The sequence below is a fragment of the Geobacillus thermocatenulatus genome (assembly GCF_002217655.1).
GTDB classification, from domain to species: Bacteria; Bacillota; Bacilli; order Bacillales; family Anoxybacillaceae; genus Geobacillus; species Geobacillus thermocatenulatus.
On sequence record NZ_NEWK01000002.1, the window covers coordinates 1732165 to 1755540 of the forward strand.

Sequence of the window (23376 nt, forward strand, 5' to 3'; positions counted from 1 at the left end):
TTCATTATTCTTCAATTTCTTTGACTTTGACAAGGTGGGCCACTTTGTTGATCATCCCGCGGATCGCAGGATTGTCATTGTGGATGACCGTTTGGTGCATTTTTCGCAGGCCGAGCGTTCTGACGGTAACGCGTTGGTCTTCCGGACGGCCAATCACGCTGCGCGTGAGGGTAATCGCCAGTTTTTTTGCCATGATCGTTCCCTCCTTATCCTAACAGTTCCTCGACTGTTTTGCCGCGCAATCTCGCTACGTCTTCGGCGCGTTTTAATTGTTTCAGCCCATCAAACGTTGCGCGCACCATGTTGATTGGCGTGTTGGAACCGATCGATTTCGACAAGATGTCGCTGATGCCCGCCAGCTCTAATACAGCACGCGCCGGACCCCCAGCGATGACCCCGGTACCTTCGGAAGCGGGTTTCAAAATGATTTCCCCGGCACCGAAATGGCCGATGACTTCATGCGGAATCGTTGTGCCGACGATCGGCACTTCAATTAAGTTTTTCTTCGCATCTTCAATGGCTTTGCGGATCGCTTCTGGAACCTCTTGTGCTTTTCCGGTGCCAAATCCGACATGGCCGTTTTTATCGCCGACGACGACGAGAGCTGAAAAGCGCAGGCGACGTCCGCCTTTCACGACTTTTGCTACACGGTTGACCGCGACTACACGCTCTTCCAATTCAAGTTTGTTTGGATCGATACGACGCATCGTTGTCCCTCCTTTGTAATTAGAATTCCAAGCCGGCTTCGCGGGCGGCGTCTGCCAATGCTTTTACCCGTCCGTGATATAAATACCCGCCACGGTCGAACACGACTTTTTTAATGCCTTTTTCCAACGCACGTTTGGCGACAAGTTCGCCGACTTTTTTCGCTGCCTCAATGTTGTTCGTCGAATCTAAGCCAAACTCTTTATCCAACGTCGAGGCGCTGACGATCGTTGACGATTTTGTATCATCGATAATTTGCGCGTAAATATGTTTATTGGAACGGAACACGCTCAACCGCGGACGTTCAGCCGTGCCGAAGATTTTTTTGCGGATGCGCGCGTGTCTTTTCTTCCGAACCGCGTTTCGGTCCACTTTCGTGATCATCGAATGTCACTCCTTTCGCTTCGCTATGCCGCGTTATTTACCAGTTTTGCCTTCTTTCAAGCGCACCAATTCACCTTCGTAGCGGATGCCTTTGCCTTTATACGGCTCTGGCGGACGTACGGCGCGAATGTTGGCGGCCAGTTCGCCGACGCGCTGTTTGTCTGCCCCTTTGACGATGATTTTCGTTTGGGATGGCACTTCAATTTCAAGCCCTTCTTCCGGCTCAATTTCTACCGGATGAGAATAACCGACGCTCAATACAAGCTTTTTCCCTTGTTTCGACGCCCGGTACCCGACACCAACGAGTTCGAGCGCTTTTTCATAACCTTTCGAAACGCCTTCGACCATGTTGGCGAGCAAGCTGCGCGTCGTGCCATGGAGCGCACGATGATGTTTTTCATCGCTTGGACGCGTAACCGTGATGACATTGCCCTCCACCGTGATCGTCATATCTGGATGGAACGTGCGGGTCAGCTCCCCTTTCGGCCCTTTGACCGTAACCGTGTTGCCGTTGACCGTAACGGTGACACCGGCAGGAATTTCAATTGGTTTTTTGCCGACACGTGACATGTCAAAAACACCTCCATTCTTGAGCAGATAGATTACCAAACGTAGGCGATTACTTCGCCGCCCGTGCCTTTTTGCCGTGCTTCTTTGTCTGTTAAGATGCCCTGCGATGTCGAAAGAATCGCGATCCCTAAGCCGTTTAAGACGCGCGGCACTTCATGGGCTTTGACGTAAACGCGCAAGCCGGGTTTGCTGATGCGTTTCAGCCCGGTAATGACACGTTCGTTGTTCGGACCGTATTTCAAGAAGATGCGGAGAATGCCTTGTTTGTTGTCTTCGATATATTCATAATCACGAATAAACCCTTCGCGCTTTAAAATTTCCGCGATTTCCCGCTTGATTTTCGAAGCCGGGACTTCGAGCTTTTCGTGACGCACCATATTCGCATTGCGGATGCGAGTCAGCATATCAGCAATTGGATCTGTCATCACCATTATGTTTTACCTCCTTCCCAATCAATGGGTTGATTACCAGCTGGCTTTTTTGATGCCTGGAAGTTGACCTTTGTATGCGAGCTCACGGAAACAAATACGGCACAATTTGAATTTGCGATAGACCGAGTGCGGGCGGCCGCAGCGCTCGCAACGGGTGTACGCTCTCACTTTAAACTTCGGCGTCCGTTTTTGTTTCGCGATCATCGATTTTTTAGCCACGATTTCGCCTCCCTTGCGTTATGGGATCATTATTTTTGGAATGGCATGCCGAGCAACGCCAGCAGTTCACGAGCTTCTTCATCCGTGTTGGCCGTTGTGACGATCACGATGTCCATGCCGCGCACTTTGTTCACTTTATCGTAGTCAATCTCAGGGAAAATGAGCTGTTCTTTAATGCCGAGCGTATAGTTGCCGCGGCCGTCAAACGACTTTTTCGATACGCCGCGGAAGTCGCGCACGCGCGGAAGCGAGACCGAAATCAACTTATCGAGAAACTCATACATCCGTTCGCCGCGCAGCGTCACTTTCGCACCGATTGGCATCCCTTGGCGAAGACGGAAGCCGGCGATCGATTTTTTCGCACGCGTTACCACCGGACGCTGACCGGCGATCAGCGTCAGCTCTTCAACGGCGCTGTCTAATGCTTTCGGGTTTTGCACCGCATCGCCGACACCCATGTTGATGACAATTTTTTCGATTTTTGGCACTTGCATGATCGATTTATAGTTGAACTTGCTCATGAGAGCAGGTACGACTTCGTTTACATACTTCTCTTTCAGGCGGTTCATAAAAGTACCTCCCTTCCTGCGTCACGGTTATTTATCCAAAATCTCGCCGGATTTTTTCGCATAGCGCACTTTTTTGCCATCGACCATTTTGTAGCCGATGCGCGTCGGTTCACCCGTTTTCGGGTCGAGCGGCATGACTTTCGAAACGTGGATCGGCGCTTCTTTCTCAATGATGCCGCCTTGCGGGTTCGCTTGCGACGGTTTCGCATGCTTTTTCACAATATTGACGCCCTCGACGATGACGCGGTTTTTCTTCGGAAACGCCGCCAGAATGACGCCTTGCTTGCCTTTGTCTTTGCCGGAGATTACTTGCACTTTATCGCCTTTTTTTACATGCATCGCATTCGCACCTCCTTGAAACGCTGTTCCGTTCCATTAAATAACTTCCGGAGCTAAAGAAATGATTTTCATGAAGTCTTTATCGCGCAATTCACGGGCAACCGGTCCGAAAATCCGCGTGCCGCGCGGGCTTTTGTCATCGCGGATGATGACGCAGGCGTTTTCGTCAAAGCGGATGTACGAACCGTCCGGACGGCGCACCCCGCGTTTCGTACGAACAACAACTGCTTTCACGACTTGACCTTTTTTAACAACGCCACCTGGTGTCGCATCTTTGACCGTCGCCACAACGACGTCGCCGATGTTCGCATAGCGGCGACCCGAGCCTCCGAGCACTTTAATGACAAGCACTTCGCGTGCACCAGAGTTATCAGCTACTTTCAAGCGAGATTCTTGTTGAATCATCGACGAAACCTCCTTTCGGAATTATCTCTCCGAACTAAGTGAAGAACGATTACAGAACAACCGATTTTTCGATGACTTCCACTAAGCGGAAGCGTTTTGTGGCCGACAGCGGGCGAGTTTCCATAATTTTCACGATATCGCCGACTTTCGCGATGTTATGTTCATCATGCGCTTTATATTTTTTTGAATATTTCACGCGTTTGCCGTACAGCGGATGTTTTTTGTACGTTTCGACCAACACGGTGATCGTTTTGTCCATTTTGTCCGATACAACCCGCCCGACGTACACTTTGCGTTGATTGCGTTGGCTCATTCCACAAACCTCCTCTCAAACACATTATTTATTGGCAGCGAGCTCACGTTCGCGAATAATCGTTTTCATGCGGGCAATGTCTTTGCGCACTTGGCGGATGCGCGCTGTGTTTTCCAATTGACCTGTGGCCAGTTGGAAGCGAAGGTTGAACAATTCTTCCTTCAATGCCTTAATTTTTTGTTCGATCTCGGCAGTGGTCAACTCACGGATTTCTTTCGCTTTCATTACGCTTCACCACCAGTTTCTTCACGTTTTACAAATTTGCATTTGATCGGAAGTTTGTGAGAAGCGAGACGCAATGCTTCACGTGCCACTTCCTCAGAAACACCGCCCACTTCAAACATCACTTTGCCTGGTTTGACAACGGCGACCCAGCCTTCCGGCGCCCCTTTACCAGAACCCATCCGCACTTCAAGCGGTTTTGCCGTATACGGTTTGGAAGGGAAAATGCGGATCCATACTTTCCCGCCCCGTCTCATGTACCGGGTCATCGCCCGACGGGCTGCTTCGATTTGCCGGTTCGTAATCCAAGCTGATTCTAATGCTTGCAACCCAAATTCACCGAAATGAACTTCCGTGCCGCCTTTCGCCCGGCCTTTCATCCGTCCGCGATGTTCACGGCGATATTTGACGCGTTTTGGCATTAACATGATTATTTTCCTCCTTCCTCATCTTTTTTCTTGGTCGGAAGGACTTCTCCACGATAAATCCATACTTTCACGCCGATTTTTCCGTACGTCGTATCGGCTTCTGCCGTTCCATAGTCAATGTCAGCGCGCAGCGTATGGAGTGGAACCGTCCCTTCGCTGTAATGCTCCGAACGAGCGATGTCAGCCCCGCCCAAACGGCCGGATACCATCGTTTTGATCCCTTTCGCCCCAGCGCGCATCGCACGTTGGATCGCTTGTTTTTGCGCCCGGCGGAACGATACGCGGTTTTCAAGCTGACGAGCGATATTTTCAGCAACAAGACGTGCATCCAAGTCTGGTTTTTTGATTTCGACAATGTTGATATGGACGCGTTTACCGGTCAATTGCGCGAGCGCTTTACGGAGCGCTTCCACTTCCGAACCGCCTTTCCCGATGACCATGCCCGGTTTGGCGGTATGGATCGTTACGTTGACGCGGTTGGCTGCCCGTTCAATCTCCACGCGGGAGACGGCCGCGTCTTGCAGGCGTTTGTTAATGTATTCACGGATTTTCAAGTCTTCGTGCAACAGATCTGCATAGTCTTTTTCCGCATACCATCTCGATTCCCAGTCACGAATGATGCCGATGCGCAGACCGATCGGGTTGACCTTTTGACCCACGGATTATCCCTCCTTCTTTTCTGAAACGACGATCGTAATATGGCTTGTGCGTTTGTTAATGGCGCTTGCCCGTCCCATGGCACGCGGACGGAACCGTTTCAGCGTCGGGCCCTCGTCGACATACGCTTGAGTAATGACCAAGTTGTTGACGTCCATGTCATAGTTGTGTTCAGCGTTGGCAACTGCTGATTTCAACACTTTCTCAATGATCGGGGAAGCTGCTTTTGGTGTATGGCGCAAAATCGCGAACGCTTCGCCCACTTCCTTCCCGCGAATCAGGTCAATGACTAAGCGCGCTTTACGAGGAGCGATGCGAACGGTTCTGGCAACAGCTTTAGCTTGCATATCTAGAACCTCCTCTCATTACCGTTTCGTTTTCTTGTCATCGCCAGCATGGCCGCGGAACGTACGCGTCGGCGCAAATTCGCCGAGTTTGTGCCCGACCATGTCTTCCGTGATGTAGACCGGAACATGTTTGCGGCCATCGTACACCGCGATCGTATGCCCGACAAACTGCGGGAAGATCGTCGAACGGCGAGACCACGTTTTGATCACTTGTTTTTGCCCTGTTGCATTCAGTTTTTCGATTTTTTTCATCAAATGCTCATCGCAAAACGGACCTTTTTTCAAGCTGCGACCCATAAGTGAACCTCCCTTCTGAATTGCGCTCGTTCATTATTTCTTGCGGCGACGGATGATGAATTTATCCGATTTGTTTTTCTTTTTGCGTGTTTTGTATCCAAGAGTCGGTTTGCCCCATGGTGTCATCGGCGATTTGCGTCCGATTGGCGCTTTCCCTTCACCACCGCCGTGCGGATGGTCAACCGGGTTCATAACCGAACCGCGAACTGTCGGGCGAATCCCCAACCAGCGGGCGCGTCCTGCTTTCCCGATGTTGACGAGCTCGTGTTGCTCGTTGCCGACTTCACCAACCGTTGCACGGCATTTGCCTAAAATCATGCGCACTTCGCCGGAAGCCAAACGAACGATGACGTATTTTCCTTCTTTCCCAAGCACTTGCGCCGACGTACCAGCTGCACGCACCAATTGTCCGCCGCGGCCCGGTTTCAGCTCAATGTTGTGGACGAGCGTACCGACTGGGATGTTCTCAAGCGGAAGCGCATTGCCGATTTTAATGTCCGCATCCGGACCGGACATGATTTCCATGCCGACTTTCAAGTTTTTCGGCGCGATAATGTAGCGTTTTTCACCGTCTGCATAGTTGATAAGCGCGATATTGGCAGAACGGTTCGGATCGTATTCAATCGTAGCAACGCGTCCTGGAATTCCGTCTTTGTCGCGTTTAAAGTCGATAATCCGATATTGGCGTTTATGGCCGCCGCCTTGATGGCGCACCGTAATTTTCCCTTGATTGTTGCGGCCCGCCTTTTTCTTTAACGGAGCAAGCAGCGATTTTTCCGGCTGATCCGTCGTAATTTCCGAGAAATCAAGCACCGTCATGCCGCGACGGCCGTTCGATGTCGGTTTGTACTTTTTGATCGCCATCGGAATGTCCCTCCTTCATCGTTTATGTTACACTTCAAACAGTTCGATCTCTTTGCTGTCCGGCGTCAGCGTGACGATCGCTTTGCGGCGGCGGTTCGTATAGCCGCTGTAGCGGCCGACGCGTTTAAATTTCCCTTTATAGTTCATGATGTTCACTTTGGCTACTTTAACGCCAAAAATTTTCTCGACGGCGTCTTTCACTTCCGTCTTGTTCGCTTTGACGTCGACCTCAAACGTATATTTTTTTTGCCCGATCAAATTCATTGTATTTTCCGTGATGATGGGGCGCTTAATAATGTCGCGGGGGTCTTTCATTATGCAAGCACCTCCTCTACTTTCTCCACGGCCGCCTTCGTAATGACGAGTTTGTCATGGTTGAGCACATCGAGCACATTGATGCCGTTGGCTGCCACCACTTTGACGCCCGGAATGTTGCGCGCCGACAGATATACATTCTCATTCAGCTCGTCGGTCACAATGAGTGCTTTCCGATCCACCGAGAGATTGTTTAAAATTTTGACCATTTCCTTCGTCTTCGGTGCCTCAAGCGACAATTGATCCAATACAACGATGTCGTTTTCGAGCACTTTCGAAGACAATGCCGATTTGATCGCTAAACGGCGAACTTTTTTCGGAAGTTTGTAGCTGTAGCTGCGCGGAACTGGACCAAAGACCGTACCGCCGCCGCGCCATTGCGGAGCGCGAATCGAACCTTGACGGGCGCGTCCTGTCCCTTTTTGGCGCCATGGCTTGCGGCCGCCGCCGCTCACTTCAGCGCGGTTTTTCGTTTTATGCGTTCCTTGACGCATCGAGGCGCGTTGCATAATCACTGCTTCGAACAACACATGCTTATTTGGTTCAATTCCAAAAACGGCGTCGTTCAACTCGATTTCGCCGACCGTCTGACCGTTTTGGTTGTATAATGCTACTTTTGGCATTACGTAGTTCCTCCTTTCTTGGCCGGATGTTATTTCGCCTTCTTCGCCGCTTTCACGGCGCTTTTGACGATGACTAAGCCTTTTCTCGGACCCGGCACATTGCCTTTAATGAGCAACAAGTTGCGCTCCGGATCCACTTTCACGATTTTCAAGTTTTGGATCGTCACGCGCTCACCGCCCATGCGGCCCGGCAAGTTTTTCGTTTTGAAAACGCGGTTTGGCGCGATGGACCCCATCGAACCCGGACGGCGATGATAACGGGAACCGTGAGCCATTGGTCCGCGTGATTGACCGTGGCGTTTGATCGCCCCTTGGAAACCTTTCCCTTTCGAAATGCCCGTGACATCGACAATTTCGCCTTCGCTGAAAATGTCAACTTTCACTTCTTGGCCAACTTCATATTCATCGATGTTGGCGCCGCGGATTTCACGAATGAAGCGCTTAGGTGCCGTGTTCGCTTTGGCAGCATGGCCAATTTGCGGTTTATTGGCGCGTTTTTCGCTAATATCTTCAAAACCTAATTGGATCGCTTCGTAACCGTCGTTTTCGATCGTTTTCTTTTGCAGGACGACGTTCGGCGTCGCATGGATGACGGTTACCGGAATCAAATCGCCATTTTCCGCAAATATTTGCGTCATACCGATCTTTCTTCCTAAGATTCCTTTCGTCATGTGTCACACCTCCCAGTCGATCAAAGTTTAATTTCAATATCAACGCCCGACGGCAAATCGAGACGCATTAACGAATCAACCGTTTGCGGAGTCGGGTTGATGATGTCGATCAAACGTTTATGCGTCCGCATTTCGAATTGTTCACGGGAGTCTTTGTATTTATGAACGGCACGCAAGATCGTATACACCGTTCTTTCCGTCGGCAGCGGGATCGGCCCCGACACTTTTGCCCCGGAACGTTTTGCGGTTTCCACAATTTTCTCCGCCGATTGGTCTAAAATTCGATGATCGTAAGCTTTTAAACGAATGCGAATTTTTTCTTTTGCCATTTGGTTTCCCTCCTTCTTCGCCTATTTTGAAAATAGACTTCTCCACGGAAATTTCCTGCACACCGCCGTGGCAAAGCGGCCGGGTGTGTCAGCAACCTTCCGCTTCATCGCAGTCAAAGACCAACATTTGATATTATACTGGTATGTAAGCAAGATTGCAAGTGATTTCTTTGCTTTTCCCACACTTCTTCTATTATACATAGCCGCCATCCCGTTTTCAACACAGCCGCCAATCTGAAGGTCAAGATGGCATTAAAAAAAGGATGTCCATTGCTGGACACCCTTTTTTGCCGTGATTACTCGATGATTTCCGATACAGAGCCAGCGCCGACCGTACGGCCGCCTTCGCGGATCGAGAATTTCGTACCTTCTTCGATCGCGATCGGGGCGATCAGTTCCACCGTCATTTCAACGTTGTCGCCAGGCATAACCATTTCGACGCCTTCCGGAAGCGTGATGATGCCCGTTACGTCCGTCGTACGGAAGTAGAATTGCGGACGGTAGTTCGAGAAGAACGGAGTATGGCGTCCGCCTTCTTCTTTCGTCAGGACGTATACTTGCGCTTTGAATTTCGTGTGCGGCGTGATCGAACCAGGTTTCGCCAATACTTGGCCGCGCTCGACTTCATCACGAGATACGCCGCGGAGAAGCGCACCGATGTTGTCGCCGGCTTCCGCTTGATCGAGAAGTTTGCGGAACATTTCTACACCCGTAACGGTCGTCGTTTTCGGCTCATCCGACAAACCGATGATTTCAACCGGGTCGCCAACTTTCAACGTACCGCGTTCAACACGGCCTGTTGCAACCGTACCGCGGCCCGTGATCGAGAAGACGTCCTCGATTGGCATCATGAACGGTTTATCCACTTCACGTTGCGGCGTCGGGATGTATTCGTCAACCGCATTCATCAGTTCAATGATTTTTTCTTCCCATTGCGGGTCGCCTTCAAGCGCTTTTAATGCCGAACCTTTGATGACCGGCACTTCATCGCCTGGGAAGTCGTATTCAGAGAGAAGATCGCGAACTTCCATTTCAACAAGTTCAAGCAATTCTTCGTCGTCCACCATGTCGCATTTGTTCAAGAATACAACGATGTACGGAACACCGACTTGGCGGGAGAGAAGAATGTGTTCGCGCGTTTGCGGCATCGGACCGTCAGCCGCCGATACAACAAGGATCGCGCCGTCCATTTGCGCCGCGCCCGTGATCATGTTTTTGACGTAGTCAGCGTGGCCCGGGCAGTCAACGTGCGCATAGTGGCGAGCATCCGTTTCATACTCAACGTGCGCCGTCGAAATCGTAATCCCGCGTTCACGCTCTTCCGGAGCAGCGTCGATTTGGTCGTACGCTTTTGCTTCGGCTTTGCCTTGTTTCGCCAAAACCGTCGTGATCGCAGCTGTCAACGTCGTTTTCCCGTGGTCAACGTGGCCGATCGTGCCAATGTTGACGTGCGGTTTCGTGCGCTCAAATTTCGCTTTAGCCATGAGAGATATCCTCCTTAAAAGTAAGATATGAATTTATATGGTTGGGTAAGTATAGGATGCTTGGGAACAAAATGTTCCCAAGTCTTACTTACATAAGTATTTATAGCGAAACTAGCAAGAGAAATCAATTATTCGCCTTTATTTTTTTTGATAATTTCATCGGCGATGTTTTTCGGAACTTCTTCATAGTGGTCAAACACCATCGAGAACGTTCCGCGTCCTTGCGTGTTCGAACGGAGCGATGTCGCGTAACCGAACATTTCAGCCAACGGCACCATCGCCCGGACAACTTGGGCGTTGCCGCGCGCTTCCATCCCCTCGATGCGGCCGCGACGGGACGTGATGTCGCCCATGATGTCACCGAGGTACTCTTCAGGGATGACAACTTCGACTTTCATGATCGGTTCCAAAAGAACCGGATCGCACTTCGTCGCGGCATTTTTCAATGCCAAGGACGCAGCGATTTTGAATGCCATTTCGCTCGAGTCGACATCGTGGTACGATCCGTCGAACAGTTTCGCTTTAATGTCGACAACCGGATAGCCGGCTAAGACGCCGTTTTGCATCGCTTCTTCCAATCCAGCTTGGACGGCCGGCACATACTCTTTCGGAACAACCCCACCGACGATGGCGTTCTCGAATTCGAAGCCTTTGCCGCGCTCGTTCGGCGAAAACTCGATCCAAACGTGGCCGTATTGACCGCGGCCGCCGGATTGACGGATGAATTTGCCTTCGACTTGCGCCGATTTGCGGAACGTTTCGCGGTAGGCAACTTGCGGCGCCCCGACGTTCGCTTCGACTTTGAACTCACGGCGCATCCGGTCGACGATGATGTCAAGATGCAGCTCGCCCATTCCGGAGATGATCGTTTGTCCCGTTTCCGGGTCGGTGTGAGCGCGGAAAGTCGGGTCTTCTTCTTGTAATTTTTGCAACGCTTGACTCATTTTGTCTTGGTCAGCTTTCGACTTCGGCTCAATTGCCACTGAAATGACCGGTTCTGGGAATTGCATCGACTCTAAAATGACAGGATGCTTGTCATCACATAGAGTATCACCGGTCGTCGTATCTTTTAAACCTACCGCTGCGGCAATATCACCGGCATAGACTTTCGAAATTTCTTGACGGTGGTTTGCGTGCATTTGCAACAAGCGGCCGATTCGTTCACGCTTCCCTTTCGTCGTGTTCATCACATATGAACCGGAATCAAGTGTTCCAGAGTAGACGCGAATAAACGTCAATTTCCCGACATACGGGTCAGTCATGATTTTAAATGCCAAAGCGGCAAACGGAGCGTCATCGTTTGCTTCACGTGTCACCTCTTCTTCGGTATCCGGAACAACGCCGCGAATCGCCGGGATGTCAACCGGAGACGGCAAGTAGTCGACAACACCGTCAAGAAGCAGCTGAACACCTTTGTTTTTGAATGCCGAGCCGCAGAAGACTGGGAAGAATTCAACACTGATCGTCGCTTTGCGGATGGCAGCCTTCAGCTCTTCCGTCGAGATTTCTTCCCCTTCTAAATATTTCATCATTAATTCTTCGTCCAGCTCAGCGACCGCCTCAATCAGCTTGTTATGGTACTCTTCTGCCATCTCGCGGTATTCTTCCGGAATGTCAATGCGCTCAATGTTTTTGCCAAGCTCATCATGGTAATGGTACGCGCACATTTCGACCAAGTCAATAATGCCGGAGAATTGATCTTCAGCGCCGATCGGCAGTTGCACCGGATGGGCGTTCGCTTGCAGGCGGTCATGGAGCGTTTTCACCGAATACAAGAAATCGGCGCCGATTTTGTCCATTTTGTTGACGAACACGATCCGCGGGACGCCATATGTCGTCGCTTGGCGCCAAACGGTCTCCGTTTGCGGCTCAACACCCGATTGCGCGTCTAAGACCGTGATAGCCCCGTCCAATACGCGCAACGAACGCTCAACCTCGACCGTAAAGTCGACGTGCCCCGGCGTGTCGATGATATTGATGCGATGGCCTTTCCATTGCGCCGTTGTCGCCGCCGACGTGATCGTAATTCCGCGCTCTTGTTCTTGTTCCATCCAGTCCATCGTGGCCGCACCTTCATGCACTTCCCCGATTTTATGAACGCGACCGGTATAGAACAAGATCCGTTCCGTCGTCGTCGTTTTCCCGGCGTCAATGTGCGCCATAATCCCTATGTTGCGAGTTTTTTCCAAGGAGAACTCTCTTGCCATAGTGGTTATTTTCTCCTTCCTTCAAATATGAAATATAAGTAGATGGCGCCGCCATCGATGGCGCAATCCCCTTGTCTTTGAAGTTGTCCCACGCGCGACCGGAAAGGCCGCAATATATAGGAAGATAGGTGAATAGGCAACCGCAGTGCCTCCTCACCTATTTCCTTTAGGCGACGCTCCTTACCAGCGGTAATGGGCAAACGCGCGGTTCGCTTCAGCCATTTTATGCGTATCTTCGCGTTTTTTCACCGCTGCACCCGTGTTGTTGGCAGCGTCCATAATTTCATTTGCCAAGCGCTCTTCCATCGTTTTTTCGTTGCGAAGACGTGCATATTGCACGAGCCAGCGCAAACCGAGAGAAACGCGGCGGTCCGGACGAACCTCGACCGGAACTTGGTAGTTCGCCCCACCAACGCGGCGAGCGCGCACTTCCAACACCGGCATCACGTTTTTCAACGCTTGCTCAAACACTTCCATTGGATCTTTACCCGTGCGCTCACGGATCATATCAAACGCGGTGTAAAGAATTTTTTGCGCTTTTGATTTTTTGCCGTCGATCATAATTTTATTGATCAAACGGGTAACAAGCTTCGAATTGTAAATCGGATCCGGCAGTACGTCACGTTTAGCAACAGGGCCTCTACGTGGCATAGTGTTTCCTCCCTTCAGGAAAACATTCTCTTCATTTCATTATTTTTTCGCTGCTTTTGGTTTTTTCGCGCCGTATTTCGAACGACCTTGCATCCGGTTCGCTACGCCGGCAGCATCCAGCGCCCCACGGATGATATGGTAGCGTACCCCCGGCAAGTCTTTGACACGTCCGCCGCGGATGAGCACAACGCTGTGTTCTTGCAAGTTATGGCCGATCCCCGGAATGTACGCCGTAACTTCAATCCCATTTGTCAAGCGGACACGGGCGTATTTCCGCAACGCCGAGTTCGGTTTTTTCGGCGTCATCGTGCCGACACGCGTGCAAACGCCGCGTTTTTGCGGAGACGACACATTCGTTTGCTCTTTTTTGAAGCTGTTATACCCTTTGTTCAACGCAGGAGATTTCGATTTAACGACTTTTTTCTCGCGTCCTTTGCGGACCAATTGGTTGATTGTAGGCATGAAAAGATCCTCCTTTCGCATGTATCGTTTAAGCCCACATATCCAGGTGGTTCATCGTTTATGCAAATAAAGGTTTTAGGGGAGAAAGACAAAACGTTACCGAAGGATCGCCACCGCGGCCGCGCCGACTTGGATTTTGCACGCCTTGCCAAGCTTTTTCATCGAATCGACTTTTGTGACCGGCACGTTTGCCTCATTGGCGGCGGCGGTCACTTTTTCGATGATCGGCAAGTCGGCATCCTCCGCCACGATCACTTCCGCTGCTTTCCCTTCCTTTAAAGCCCTTATCGTTTGTTTGGTTCCAATGACAATTTTTCCAGCCTGTAATACTTTTTCATAAGACATGTAACATATCCTCCAAAGTACCAGGTTGTTGGAACACCTTTATTAGACTACCATTTTCTTTGTCGATTGTCAACTGGATTTTTCATTAGATGATGGCCGGCCAAGGAGCGCCTTAGCCGGCCACTTGGTTCGCGTTATTTGGACGACACCGTGTCGCCAGCCGTTTCCTTTTTGACGGCCGGCTTCACTTTCCGGTAGCGGGCCATACCGGTTCCAGCCGGGACGAGTTTGCCGATAATGACGTTTTCTTTTAAGCCAAGCAATTCATCACGTTTTCCTTTGATCGCTGCATCGGTCAAGACGCGCGTCGTTTCTTGGAACGAAGCAGCAGACAAGAATGAATCCGTCTCAAGCGACGCTTTCGTGATGCCGAGCAACACCTGGCGGGCCGTCGCCGGCCGTTTCCCTTCGCGAAGAGCTTTGGCGTTGACATCCGTAAACTGGTGGACATCCAAAAGCGTACCCGGCAGCACATCGGTGTCGCCGGCATCGATGACGCGCACTTTGCGCAGCATTTGCCGCACCATGACCTCGATATGCTTGTCGCTGATCTCCACCCCTTGCATCCGGTACACTTTTTGCACTTCGCGGAGCAAGTACTCTTGAACGGATGTAATATCGCGCACGCGCAACAACTGTTTCGGGTCGACCGAGCCTTCTGTCAGCTCTTGGCCTCGTTCGACGCGCTGACCTTCTTCGACTTTCAGCCGCGCGTTGTACGGCGCTACATATGTCCGCGTTTCAACCTCACCTTGCACGACAACTTCATATTGGTTGTCACGCGTTTTGTTAATCGAGATGACCGTGCCGTCAATTTCCGAAATGACCGCTTGCCCTTTCGGGTTGCGCGCTTCAAACAGCTCTTGCACCCGTGGCAAACCTTGAGTGATATCGTCGCCGGCGACGCCGCCTGTATGGAACGTCCGCATTGTCAGCTGCGTGCCCGGCTCGCCGATCGACTGAGCGGCGATAATGCCGACGGCTTCGCCAACTTCGACGTCCATGCCGGTCGCCATGTTGCGGCCGTAACATTTTTTGCAGACGCCATGGCGCGTGTTGCAGGCGAATACGGAGCGAATCCATACTTCCGTAATGCCGGCTTTCATGATCTCATTGGCGATATCTTCGGTGATCATCTCGTCTTTGCGGACGATCACTTCGCCCGTTTCCGGATGGCGCACCGTTTTGTGCGCATAGCGGCCGACAAGCCGCTCTTCCAACTTGACGACAACTTCCGTGCCATCCGTCAGCGCCCGCGCCAAAATGCCGCGGTCGGTGCCGCAATCTTCTTCGCGGACGATGACGTCTTGGGCCACGTCGACAAGGCGGCGCGTGAGATAGCCTGAGTCGGCCGTTTTGAGCGCCGTATCCGCCAATCCTTTTCGCGCGCCGTGCGTCGAGATAAAGTATTCCAATACCGTCAAGCCTTCGCGGAACGACGACTTGATCGGCAGCTCAATGATCCGGCCGGCCGGGTTGGCCATCAAACCACGCATCCCCGCAAGCTGCGTAAAGTTCGACGCGTTCCCGCGCGCTCCGGAATCGCTCATCATAAAGATCGGGTTGCGTTTATCAAGCGACTTCATCAACCGGTCTTGAATTTTGTCTTTCGCCGCGCTCCAGATGGAGATGACGCGCTCGTACCGCTCTTCGTCCGTAATTAAGCCGCGGCGGAACTGCTTCAAAACCGTATCGACTTTCGCTTGCGCTTCATCCAAAATTTCTTGTTTTTCCGGCAGGACGACGATATCGGCCACGCCGATCGTGATGCCGGCCTTCGTCGAATATTGGAAGCCAAGGTCTTTCATGCGGTCGAGCATCTTCGATGTTTCGGTGATTTTGAACCGTTTGAACACTTCAGCGATAATTTGCCCGAGCACTTTTTTCTTAAACGGCGGCACGAGTTCGCGCTTGCGAATTTCTTCGCGCACGTTGACCCCTTTGTCAAGGAAGTACTTGTCCGGCGTCCGCCCTTCAATGTTTTCCGTCGTCGGCTCGTTGATGTACGGGAACGAATTCGGCAAAATTTCGTTGAAAATGAGCTTTCCGACGGTCGTTAAGAGCAACTTGTTGTTTTGCTCTTCGGTAAACGTTTCGTTTTTCAGCGAACCGGCATGAATGGCGATGCGCGAATGGAGATGGACGTAGCCGTTATGGTAAGCAAGGAGCGCCTCGTCCGTGTCTTTGAACACCATGCCTTCGCCGATGGCTCCCTCGCGCTCCATCGTCAAGTAGTAGTTGCCCAACACCATGTCTTGTGATGGTGTCACGACCGGCTTCCCATCTTTCGGGTTCAAAATGTTTTGCGCCGCCAACATCAACAAGCGCGCTTCGGCTTGCGCCTCAGCTGACAGCGGCACGTGCACCGCCATTTGGTCGCCGTCAAAGTCAGCGTTGTACGCCGTGCAAACAAGCGGATGAAGACGGATCGCCCGCCCTTCCACAAGCGTTGGTTCAAACGCCTGAATGCCGAGACGGTGCAGCGTCGGAGCGCGGTTTAACAGCACCGGATGTTCTTTGATGACATCTTCAAGCACATCCCACACTTCCGGATGGACGCGCTCGATTTTCCGTTTCGCGCTTTTAATGTTATGCGCCAACCCCCGCTCCACAAGCTCCTTCATGACGAACGGCTTGAACAGCTCGAGCGCCATTTCTTTCGGCAACCCGCATTGATACATTTTTAAGTTTGGGCCGACGACGATGACGGAGCGGCCGGAATAATCAACGCGTTTGCCGAGCAAGTTTTGCCGGAAGCGCCCTTGCTTCCCTTTCAGCATATGAGAAAGCGATTTTAACGGACGGTTCCCCGGACCGGTCACCGGACGGCCGCGGCGGCCGTTATCGATCAAAGCATCAACCGCCTCTTGCAGCATCCGCTTCTCATTTTGGACGATAATGTTCGGCGCACCGAGATCAAGCAGCCGTTTCAGCCGGTTGTTACGGTTGATGACGCGGCGGTACAAATCGTTCAAATCCGATGTTGCAAACCGCCCGCCGTCAAGCTGAACCATCGGGCGCAACTCCGGCGGAATGACTGGCAGTACATCAAGCACCATCCATGCCGGATCGTTCCCTGAACTGCGGAACGCTTCAAGCACTTCAAGCCGCTTAATGATGCGGGCGCGCCGTTGCCCTTGCGCCGTTTTTAGCTCTTCTTTCAGCGCGGCCACCTCTTTATCCAAATCAATGTCTTGGAGCAGCTTTTTGATCGCCTCCGCCCCCATCGACGCTTGGAACGATTGACCGTACTTCTCGCGATAGGCGCGGTATTCCTTTTCCGACAACAGCTGCTTTTTCTCAAGCGGCGTATCACCCGGGTCGGTGACGACATAGGATGCAAAATAAATGACCTCTTCGAGTGCCCGCGGCGACATGTCAAGAACCAATCCCATCCGGCTCGGGATGCCTTTGAAATACCAGATGTGCGAAACCGGGGCAGCCAGCTCGATATGGCCCATCCGTTCGCGGCGGACTTTCGAGCGCGTCACTTCGACGCCGCAGCGATCGCAGACGACGCCTTTGTAGCGAACGCGTTTATATTTGCCGCAATGGCATTCCCAGTCTTTCGTCGGACCGAAAATGCGCTCGCAAAACAAGCCGTCTTTTTCCGGCTTTAACGTCCGATAGTTGATTGTCTCCGGCTTTTTGACTTCGCCATACGACCAAGAACGAATTTTCTCCGGGGAAGCGAGCCCAATTTTCATGTACTCAAACTTATTGACATCTAGCAAGGGGTATACCTCCCTTTTTGATCCGTCGGTTTTCCGTTCGCTCAAGCGGCCAATGGCGGGGAACAGCTCCCCGCCTGGCCGTTATGGCCGGTTTATTCTTTCGTCACCGCATCTTTCTCTTCGCCGGCTTCTTCCCGTTCGGCCGGTTTGACGTCCACCATGAGGGCATCCGGTGCATGGTCATCATCATCATCAAAGTTTTCCATGTTCACTTCTTGTTCATCGCTCGTCAAAATCGTGACATCCATGCCCAAGCTTTGCAGCTCCTTGATCAACACTTTAAACGACTCCGGCACACCCGGCTCCGGAATGTTTTCCCCTTTGACGATCGCCTCGTACGTTTTGACACGGCCGACGACATCGTCGGACTTGACGGTCAAAATTTCTTGAAGCGTGTATGCCGCCCCATACGCCTCAAGCGCCCATACTTCCATCTCACCAAAGCGCTGGCCGCCGAACTGCGCCTTGCCGCCAAGCGGCTGTTGAGTGACGAGTGAGTATGGGCCGGTGGAACGGGCATGAAGCTTGTCGTCGACCATGTGGGCGAGCTTGATCATGTACATGATCCCAACCGACACGCGGTTATCAAACGGTTCACCCGTCCGTCCGTCATACAGCACCGTTTTTGCATCGCGCGCTAGACCTGCCTCTTCGAGGATGTTCCAAACGTCTTCCCCCGTCGCCCCGTCAAAGACCGGGGAGGCGATGTGCAGGCCGAGTTTTTTCGCCGCCATGCCAAGGTGCAGCTCAAATACTTGCCCGATGTTCATCCGCGACGGAACGCCGAGCGGGTTTAACATGATATCAATCGGCGTGCCATCCGGCAGGAAGGGCATATCTTCCTCCGGCAAAATGCGGGAAATAACCCCTTTGTTTCCGTGGCGGCCTGCCATTTTGTCGCCCTCGGAAATTTTCCGCTTTTGCACAATATAGACGCGCACTAGTTGATTGACACCCGGCGGAAGCTCGTCGCCGTCTTCGCGGTTGAACACTTTCACGTCAAGGACGATGCCGCCGCCGCCGTGCGGGACGCGCAACGACGTATCACGCACCTCGCGCGTTTTTTCACCGAAGATCGCGTGCAAAAGCCGCTCTTCCGCCGTCAACTCGGTCATTCCTTTTGGCGTCACTTTGCCGACGAGCAAGTCGCCGTCTTTCACTTCTGCGCCGATGCGGACGATGCCGCGTTCATCCAAGTTTTTCAGCGCATCCTCGCCGACGTTTGGAATGTCGCGCGTAATTTCTTCCGGACCGAGTTTCGTATCGCGCGATTCGGCTTCATACTCTTCAATATGGATTGACGTATACACGTCTTCTTTGACGAGCCGTTCGCTCATGATGATCGCATCTTCGTAGTTGTAGCCGTCCCATGTCATAAAGGCAACAAGCACGTTGCGGCCAAGCGCCAATTCGCCTTTATCCATCGACGGGCCATCGGCCAAAATTTCGCCCTTCTCAACGATATCGCCTTTTTTCACGATCGGCCGCTGGTTGTAGCACGTGCCTTGGTTCGAACGAACGAATTTCAGCAACCGATATTTATCTAGATCACCCTTGACTTCTTTGCCGTCCACTTCAATCAGCCGACGCACCCAAATTTCCTTTGCTTCGACGCGCTCGACGATGCCGCGGTGCTTGCAAATGACCGCTGCGCCCGAGTCTTTCGCCGAAACATACTCCATCCCCGTGCCAACGATCGGCGCTTCCGGTTCCAACAGCGGCACGGCTTGCCGCTGCATGTTCGCTCCCATCAGCGCGCGGTTCGAGTCGTCGTTTTCCAAAAATGGGATGCACGCTGTCGCTGCCGAGACGACTTGCTTCGGCGAAACGTCCATGTAGTCGACGCGATCGCGCTTGACGACGATGTTCTCGCCGCGGAAACGGGCGACAACGTTTTCTTCAAGGAACGTGCCGTCCTCCGCAAGCGGTACGTTCGCCTGCGCTACAACGTAATTGTCCTCTTCATCGGCTGTCAAATAATCGATTTGGTCCGTCACCCGCCCTGTTTCCGGATCGACGCGCCGGTATGGCGTTTCAATAAAGCCGAACTTGTTCACTTTCGCGTAAGTGGACAGCGAGTTGATGAGTCCGATGTTCGGACCTTCCGGCGTTTCAATCGGACACATCCGCCCGTAGTGCGAATAGTGAACGTCGCGCACCTCAAATCCAGCACGCTCACGTGTCAATCCGCCAGGGCCAAGCGCGGACAGACGCCGCTTATGCGTCAGTTCGACCAATGGGTTCGTTTGATCCATGAACTGTGACAGCTGCGAGCTGCCGAAAAACTCTTTGATCGCCGCGATCACTGGGCGGATGTTGATCAGTTGCTGCGGCGTAATCGTGTTCGTATCTTGGATCGACATGCGCTCGCGCACGACGCGCTCCATGCGCGACAGGCCGATGCGGAATTGGTTTTGCAATAGTTCGCCGACCGAACGGAGGCGGCGGTTGCCTAAATGGTCGATGTCATCCGTATCGCCGACGCCGTGGAGCAAGTTGAAGAAATAGCTGATCGACGCAATGATGTCAGCCGGTGTAATATGTTTGACATCCTCGGCGATGAAGCCGTTGCCGATGACGTTGATTACTTTTTCGCCATCCGGGTCATTCGGGGCATAAATTTTGATCGTTTGCACCGAAATGTCCCCGTCCACCACCCCTTCGGCCGGGCGGTATGTCTGTAAGCCGACCCCTTTTTCCAAATACGGGAGCAGGCGATTCAGCGTTCGGCGGTCGATCATCGCTCCAGCTTCAGCGATGACTTCGCCCGTTTCCGGATCGACGATCGTTTCCGCCAGCCGCTGGTTGAACAAACGGTTTTTAATATGAAGTTTTTTGTTGATTTTATAGCGCCCGACGCTGGCCAGATCGTAGCGTTTCGGGTCAAAAAAGCGAGACGCAAGCAAGCTTTTCGCGTTCTCGAGCGTCGGCGGCTCGCCCGGACGGAGGCGCTCATATATTTCAATCAACGCCTTTTCCGTGCTGTCGGTATTATCTTTTTCGAGCGTATTGCGCAAGTATTCGTTGTCGCCGAGCAGATCGATGATTTCTTGGTCGGAGCTGAACCCAAGCGCACGGAGAAGCACCGTAACCGGCAGTTTACGGGTGCGGTCGATGCGAACGTAAACGACGTCTTTCGCATCGGTTTCATATTCAAGCCATGCGCCGCGGTTCGGAATCACTGTCGCCGAGTAGCCGCGTTTGCCGTTTTTATCAACTTTGTCGCTGTAATAGACGCTTGGCGAACGGACAAGCTGGGAAACGATGACGCGTTCCGCCCCGTTGATAATAAACGTTCCGGTTTCCGTCATGAGCGGAAAATCGCCCATAAACACGTCTTGTTCCTTCACTTCGCCCGTTTCTTTATTGATCAGGCGAACTTTGACGCGAAGCGGCGCCGCATATGTAACGTCGCGTTCTTTCGCCTCTTCGACCGTATATTTCGGTTCTCCTAAACTATAGTCGATAAATTCAAGCGAGAGATTGCCGGAAAAGTCTTCAATCGGGGAAATTTCCCTAAACATTTCCCGCAGCCCTTCATCGAGAAACCATTGGTAGGAGGACGTTTGAATTTCGATCAAGTTCGGCAATTCCAGCACTTCGCTGATGCGTGCATAGCTTCTGCGTTGGCGGTGTCGCCCGTATTGAACTAGTCGGCCTGTCAAGAGTGATTCACCCCTCAAATGTAGACATTAGTGAAAACCGGAACCGGAACAGCTCCATCATCCGCTCTGCTTAGCAATCAATGCCTTCAAGGCGGACTGGCCGCTCCGTCATTCCGGGGCAAAGCACTAGGCATGCATGCGGCCGGCCCCCGCCATCCGGGCGGAAACGGCTTCGTTGCGTGCACCGCCGTTTCATTTAGGGGATTTAACACGCTCCCGGCGCGAGGAAACCAGGCGTTGAGTTGAATGGAGAAAAAAAGAAAATGGTTTCTATTCCAATAGAAAACCATATGGTTCGTTGTTTATTGATTTTATCATTGTTTCCATTGCGTCCAAAATTATACGTCATCCCCTCTGCACGGGAAATGTGCATATTTAGCATTTTATAATGTTACCACAATAAAAAAACGGTGTCAACATTTTTTCGCCTTTATGATATAATATCCTTTTTTCTTCGCGACGACTTCTACAGCGGGAAAGCATTCGTTCAGCTTTTGCAAGGCCGATGGGGCGCCTTGCTTTTTTTGAATGACGACCCATAGCTCGCCATGATCGAGCAGATGATCGCGGCTTTGTTCAAAAATCGCGTAAACGACCCGTTTGCCAGCCCGGATCGGCGGATTGGTGACGACCGCTGCAAATCGCTGTTCTCCGACTTCCGAAAAAAGATCGCTTTTGTAAATCACCGCATTGTCAATCCCGTTTGCCTGCTTGTTTTCCTGCGCCAGTTCGAGCGCCCGCTCGTTGACATCAATCATGTGAACGCGCCGGTTTGGAAACGATTTGGCCAAGGCAAGCCCGATCGGCCCATATCCGCAGCCGACATCCAACCAATCCCCAGCCACTCCCGGCTCCTCGAACGTTTCAATTAACAGGCGTGTGCCAAAGTCGACTTCGCGTTTTGAAAACACTCCGCTGTCGGTCGTAAAGCGGAATTCATGCCCCCGCAACACGTACGTCCACGTTTGCGGGTTTCGCTCGGACTTCGGATTGACTGAGTAATAATGCTCGCTCATCATCATCCCCTCCTCCTTGTCGACAGGCTGCACGGCCTTCCGTTATATAGTGTAACAAAAAAGAGGCCGTCCCTTGCTTCGGGCAAGCCTCTTTTTTCAATGGCGCAGCCATTACTTGATTTCGACTTTCGCGCCAGCTTCTTCGAGTTTTGCTTTGATTTCTTCTGCTTCTTCTTTCGCAATGCCTTCTTTGATCGGCTTCGGGGTGTTGTCGACCAAGTCTTTCGCCTCTTTCAGGCCGAGGCCAGTGATTTCGCGAACGACTTTGATGACTTTGATTTTTTGCGCGCCGGCGTCGGCAAGAATGACGTCGAATTCCGTTTTTTCTGCCGCTGCTTCAGCGCCAGCTGCTGCGCCGCCCGCGACAACAACCGGAGCCGCAGCTGTTACGCCGAATTCTTCCTCGATCGCTTTCACCAATTCGTTTAATTCCAATACGGTCATATTTTTCACTGCTTCAATGATTTGTTCTTTCGTCATCACAACTTCCTCCTTTGTTTTCTGAATGATGGTTAAGCACATATCGATGCGCCATTACGCGCCTTGTTCCTCTTGCTTGTCAGCCACCGCTTTAATCGCAAGCGCAAAGTTGCGGATCGGGGCTTGAAGAACGCTAAGCAACATCGAAAGCAACCCTTCGCGGGACGGGAGTTTCGCCAACGCATCGATTTCTTCTTTGCTGGCGATGTTCCCTTCGATGACGCCGCCTTTGATTTCCAATGCTTCATGCGTTTTCGCAAACTCGCTTAAAATTTTTGCCGGCGCCACGACATCTTCATTGCTGAAGGCGATGGCATTTGGACCGGTGAACACTTCATCCAGTCCTTCCAAGCCGACTTCCGCGAGCGCCCGGCGGGTCAAGGTGTTTTTGTACACTTTAAACTCGACGCCTGCCTCGCGCAGCTGTTTGCGCAACTCGGTCATTTCCGCCACGTTCAAGCCGCGGTAATCAACGATGACGGTTGCCTTGCTGGCCCGGAATTTGTCTGCGATTTCCGCCACCACTTGTTTTTTCAGTTCAATCGCGCTCGACACGTCCTGCACCTCCTGTAAGAAAAATGAGAGAATACCACTTATACCGTCTGCTCAATAAAAAACCTCCATGCCGCGTAGACATGGAGGTG

Annotated in this window: 30 protein-coding genes and 1 other annotated feature (1 of these 31 only partly in view); all 30 genes read right to left on the minus strand. The window is 52.1% G+C overall.

Translation table 11 applies throughout. The features are described 5' to 3' along the window. Window positions 1-4 precede the first annotated feature (4 nt). The 30 genes from rpmD to rplJ all read right to left on the minus strand — a co-directional run bounded on the left by rpmD (window position 5) and on the right by rplJ (window position 23287). Window positions 5-193, minus strand: a complete 189-nt coding sequence (rpmD, locus tag B9L19_RS17800; protein ID WP_011229637.1) for a 50S ribosomal protein L30 — start codon at window positions 191-193, stop codon at window positions 5-7. Window positions 194-206: 13 nt separating this feature from the next. Beyond that, complete coding sequence (rpsE, locus tag B9L19_RS17805) at window positions 207-707, minus strand: 30S ribosomal protein S5 (RefSeq protein WP_011229636.1); 501 nt, start codon at window positions 705-707, stop codon at window positions 207-209. A 19-nt stretch (window positions 708-726) separates the two neighbouring features. After that, entirely contained in the window at window positions 727-1089 is a 363-nt protein-coding gene (gene rplR, locus B9L19_RS17810; protein WP_011229635.1) for a 50S ribosomal protein L18, read from the minus strand. Between the two features lie 33 nt (window positions 1090-1122). Then, window positions 1123-1659, minus strand: a complete 537-nt coding sequence (gene rplF / locus B9L19_RS17815; protein WP_011229634.1) for a 50S ribosomal protein L6 — start codon at window positions 1657-1659, stop codon at window positions 1123-1125. A gap of 32 nt (window positions 1660-1691) precedes the next feature. Next, the gene (rpsH, locus tag B9L19_RS17820) at window positions 1692-2090 is read right to left on the minus strand and encodes a 30S ribosomal protein S8 (protein WP_012820490.1); all 399 of its coding nucleotides are present in this window, start codon (window positions 2088-2090) and stop codon (window positions 1692-1694) included. Window positions 2091-2123: 33 nt separating this feature from the next. Continuing rightward, window positions 2124-2309, minus strand: coding sequence for a type Z 30S ribosomal protein S14 (locus B9L19_RS17825; protein WP_003247599.1), 186 nt, complete (start codon window positions 2307-2309; stop codon window positions 2124-2126). A gap of 29 nt (window positions 2310-2338) precedes the next feature. Then, window positions 2339-2878, minus strand: a complete 540-nt coding sequence (gene rplE, locus B9L19_RS17830) for a 50S ribosomal protein L5 (protein ID WP_012820489.1) — start codon at window positions 2876-2878, stop codon at window positions 2339-2341. A gap of 27 nt (window positions 2879-2905) precedes the next feature. Further along, window positions 2906-3217, minus strand: coding sequence for a 50S ribosomal protein L24 (gene rplX / locus B9L19_RS17835; RefSeq protein ID WP_020754510.1), 312 nt, complete (start codon window positions 3215-3217; stop codon window positions 2906-2908). A gap of 36 nt (window positions 3218-3253) precedes the next feature. Next, window positions 3254-3622, minus strand: coding sequence for a 50S ribosomal protein L14 (gene rplN / locus B9L19_RS17840; RefSeq protein ID WP_011229630.1), 369 nt, complete (start codon window positions 3620-3622; stop codon window positions 3254-3256). A 49-nt stretch (window positions 3623-3671) separates the two neighbouring features. Continuing rightward, window positions 3672-3935, minus strand: coding sequence for a 30S ribosomal protein S17 (gene rpsQ / locus B9L19_RS17845; protein ID WP_012820488.1), 264 nt, complete (start codon window positions 3933-3935; stop codon window positions 3672-3674). A gap of 24 nt (window positions 3936-3959) precedes the next feature. Then, window positions 3960-4160, minus strand: coding sequence for a 50S ribosomal protein L29 (rpmC, locus tag B9L19_RS17850; RefSeq protein ID WP_011229628.1), 201 nt, complete (start codon window positions 4158-4160; stop codon window positions 3960-3962). Next, a complete protein-coding gene (gene rplP / locus B9L19_RS17855) occupies window positions 4160-4585 on the minus strand; it encodes a 50S ribosomal protein L16 (RefSeq protein ID WP_011229627.1) in 426 nt (141 codons plus the stop codon). The genes rpmC and rplP overlap by 1 nt, the downstream gene beginning before the upstream one ends. A gap of 2 nt (window positions 4586-4587) precedes the next feature. Then, entirely contained in the window at window positions 4588-5244 is a 657-nt protein-coding gene (gene rpsC, locus B9L19_RS17860) for a 30S ribosomal protein S3 (protein WP_047752422.1), read from the minus strand. Window positions 5245-5247: 3 nt separating this feature from the next. Then, window positions 5248-5589, minus strand: coding sequence for a 50S ribosomal protein L22 (rplV, locus tag B9L19_RS17865; RefSeq protein ID WP_011229625.1), 342 nt, complete (start codon window positions 5587-5589; stop codon window positions 5248-5250). A gap of 18 nt (window positions 5590-5607) precedes the next feature. Further along, window positions 5608-5886, minus strand: coding sequence for a 30S ribosomal protein S19 (gene rpsS, locus B9L19_RS17870; RefSeq protein WP_011229624.1), 279 nt, complete (start codon window positions 5884-5886; stop codon window positions 5608-5610). Window positions 5887-5919: 33 nt separating this feature from the next. Beyond that, complete coding sequence (gene rplB, locus B9L19_RS17875; RefSeq protein WP_011229623.1) at window positions 5920-6750, minus strand: 50S ribosomal protein L2; 831 nt, start codon at window positions 6748-6750, stop codon at window positions 5920-5922. A gap of 27 nt (window positions 6751-6777) precedes the next feature. Next, on the minus strand, window positions 6778-7065 hold the full coding sequence (rplW, locus tag B9L19_RS17880) for a 50S ribosomal protein L23 (protein WP_011229622.1): 288 nt from the start codon (window positions 7063-7065) through the stop codon (window positions 6778-6780). Beyond that, entirely contained in the window at window positions 7065-7688 is a 624-nt protein-coding gene (gene rplD / locus B9L19_RS17885) for a 50S ribosomal protein L4 (RefSeq protein WP_011229621.1), read from the minus strand. Before rplD ends, rplW begins: the two co-directional genes overlap by 1 nt. A 29-nt stretch (window positions 7689-7717) precedes the next feature. After that, window positions 7718-8359 carry a 50S ribosomal protein L3 gene (gene rplC / locus B9L19_RS17890; RefSeq protein WP_011229620.1) on the minus strand — a complete coding sequence of 214 codons (642 nt, stop codon included), beginning with the start codon at window positions 8357-8359 and terminating at the stop codon, window positions 7718-7720. Window positions 8360-8379: 20 nt separating this feature from the next. Beyond that, window positions 8380-8688 (minus strand): 30S ribosomal protein S10, encoded by a 309-nt coding sequence (rpsJ, locus tag B9L19_RS17895; RefSeq protein WP_008881945.1) that lies wholly within the window; start codon window positions 8686-8688, stop codon window positions 8380-8382. A gap of 296 nt (window positions 8689-8984) precedes the next feature. Then, the gene (tuf, locus tag B9L19_RS17905; protein ID WP_011229619.1) at window positions 8985-10172 is read right to left on the minus strand and encodes an elongation factor Tu; all 1188 of its coding nucleotides are present in this window, start codon (window positions 10170-10172) and stop codon (window positions 8985-8987) included. A 128-nt stretch (window positions 10173-10300) separates the two neighbouring features. Beyond that, window positions 10301-12379 (minus strand): elongation factor G, encoded by a 2079-nt coding sequence (gene fusA / locus B9L19_RS17910; protein WP_025950561.1) that lies wholly within the window; start codon window positions 12377-12379, stop codon window positions 10301-10303. A 180-nt stretch (window positions 12380-12559) separates the two neighbouring features. Beyond that, on the minus strand, window positions 12560-13030 hold the full coding sequence (rpsG, locus tag B9L19_RS17915; protein WP_025950560.1) for a 30S ribosomal protein S7: 471 nt from the start codon (window positions 13028-13030) through the stop codon (window positions 12560-12562). Between the two features lie 39 nt (window positions 13031-13069). After that, on the minus strand, window positions 13070-13492 hold the full coding sequence (gene rpsL / locus B9L19_RS17920; RefSeq protein WP_011229616.1) for a 30S ribosomal protein S12: 423 nt from the start codon (window positions 13490-13492) through the stop codon (window positions 13070-13072). 96 nt (window positions 13493-13588) lie between these two features. After that, window positions 13589-13837 (minus strand): 50S ribosomal protein L7ae-like protein, encoded by a 249-nt coding sequence (locus B9L19_RS17925; protein ID WP_011229615.1) that lies wholly within the window; start codon window positions 13835-13837, stop codon window positions 13589-13591. A 134-nt stretch (window positions 13838-13971) separates the two neighbouring features. Continuing rightward, complete coding sequence (gene rpoC, locus B9L19_RS17930) at window positions 13972-17571, minus strand: DNA-directed RNA polymerase subunit beta' (protein ID WP_025950559.1); 3600 nt, start codon at window positions 17569-17571, stop codon at window positions 13972-13974. 92 nt (window positions 17572-17663) lie between these two features. Continuing rightward, window positions 17664-21236: a DNA-directed RNA polymerase subunit beta gene (rpoB, locus tag B9L19_RS17935; RefSeq protein ID WP_089114001.1), complete on the minus strand. Its 3573-nt coding sequence runs from the start codon at window positions 21234-21236 to the stop codon at window positions 17664-17666. Between the two features lie 413 nt (window positions 21237-21649). Next, on the minus strand, window positions 21650-22252 hold the full coding sequence (locus tag B9L19_RS17940) for a class I SAM-dependent methyltransferase (protein ID WP_025950557.1): 603 nt from the start codon (window positions 22250-22252) through the stop codon (window positions 21650-21652). A gap of 111 nt (window positions 22253-22363) precedes the next feature. Continuing rightward, on the minus strand, window positions 22364-22732 hold the full coding sequence (gene rplL / locus B9L19_RS17945; RefSeq protein ID WP_012820484.1) for a 50S ribosomal protein L7/L12: 369 nt from the start codon (window positions 22730-22732) through the stop codon (window positions 22364-22366). 54 nt (window positions 22733-22786) lie between these two features. Beyond that, window positions 22787-23287 carry a 50S ribosomal protein L10 gene (rplJ, locus tag B9L19_RS17950; protein WP_011229610.1) on the minus strand — a complete coding sequence of 167 codons (501 nt, stop codon included), beginning with the start codon at window positions 23285-23287 and terminating at the stop codon, window positions 22787-22789. Between the two features lie 47 nt (window positions 23288-23334). Next, window positions 23335-23376: a sequence feature (ribosomal protein L10 leader region), on the minus strand (it continues 122 nt past the right edge of the window).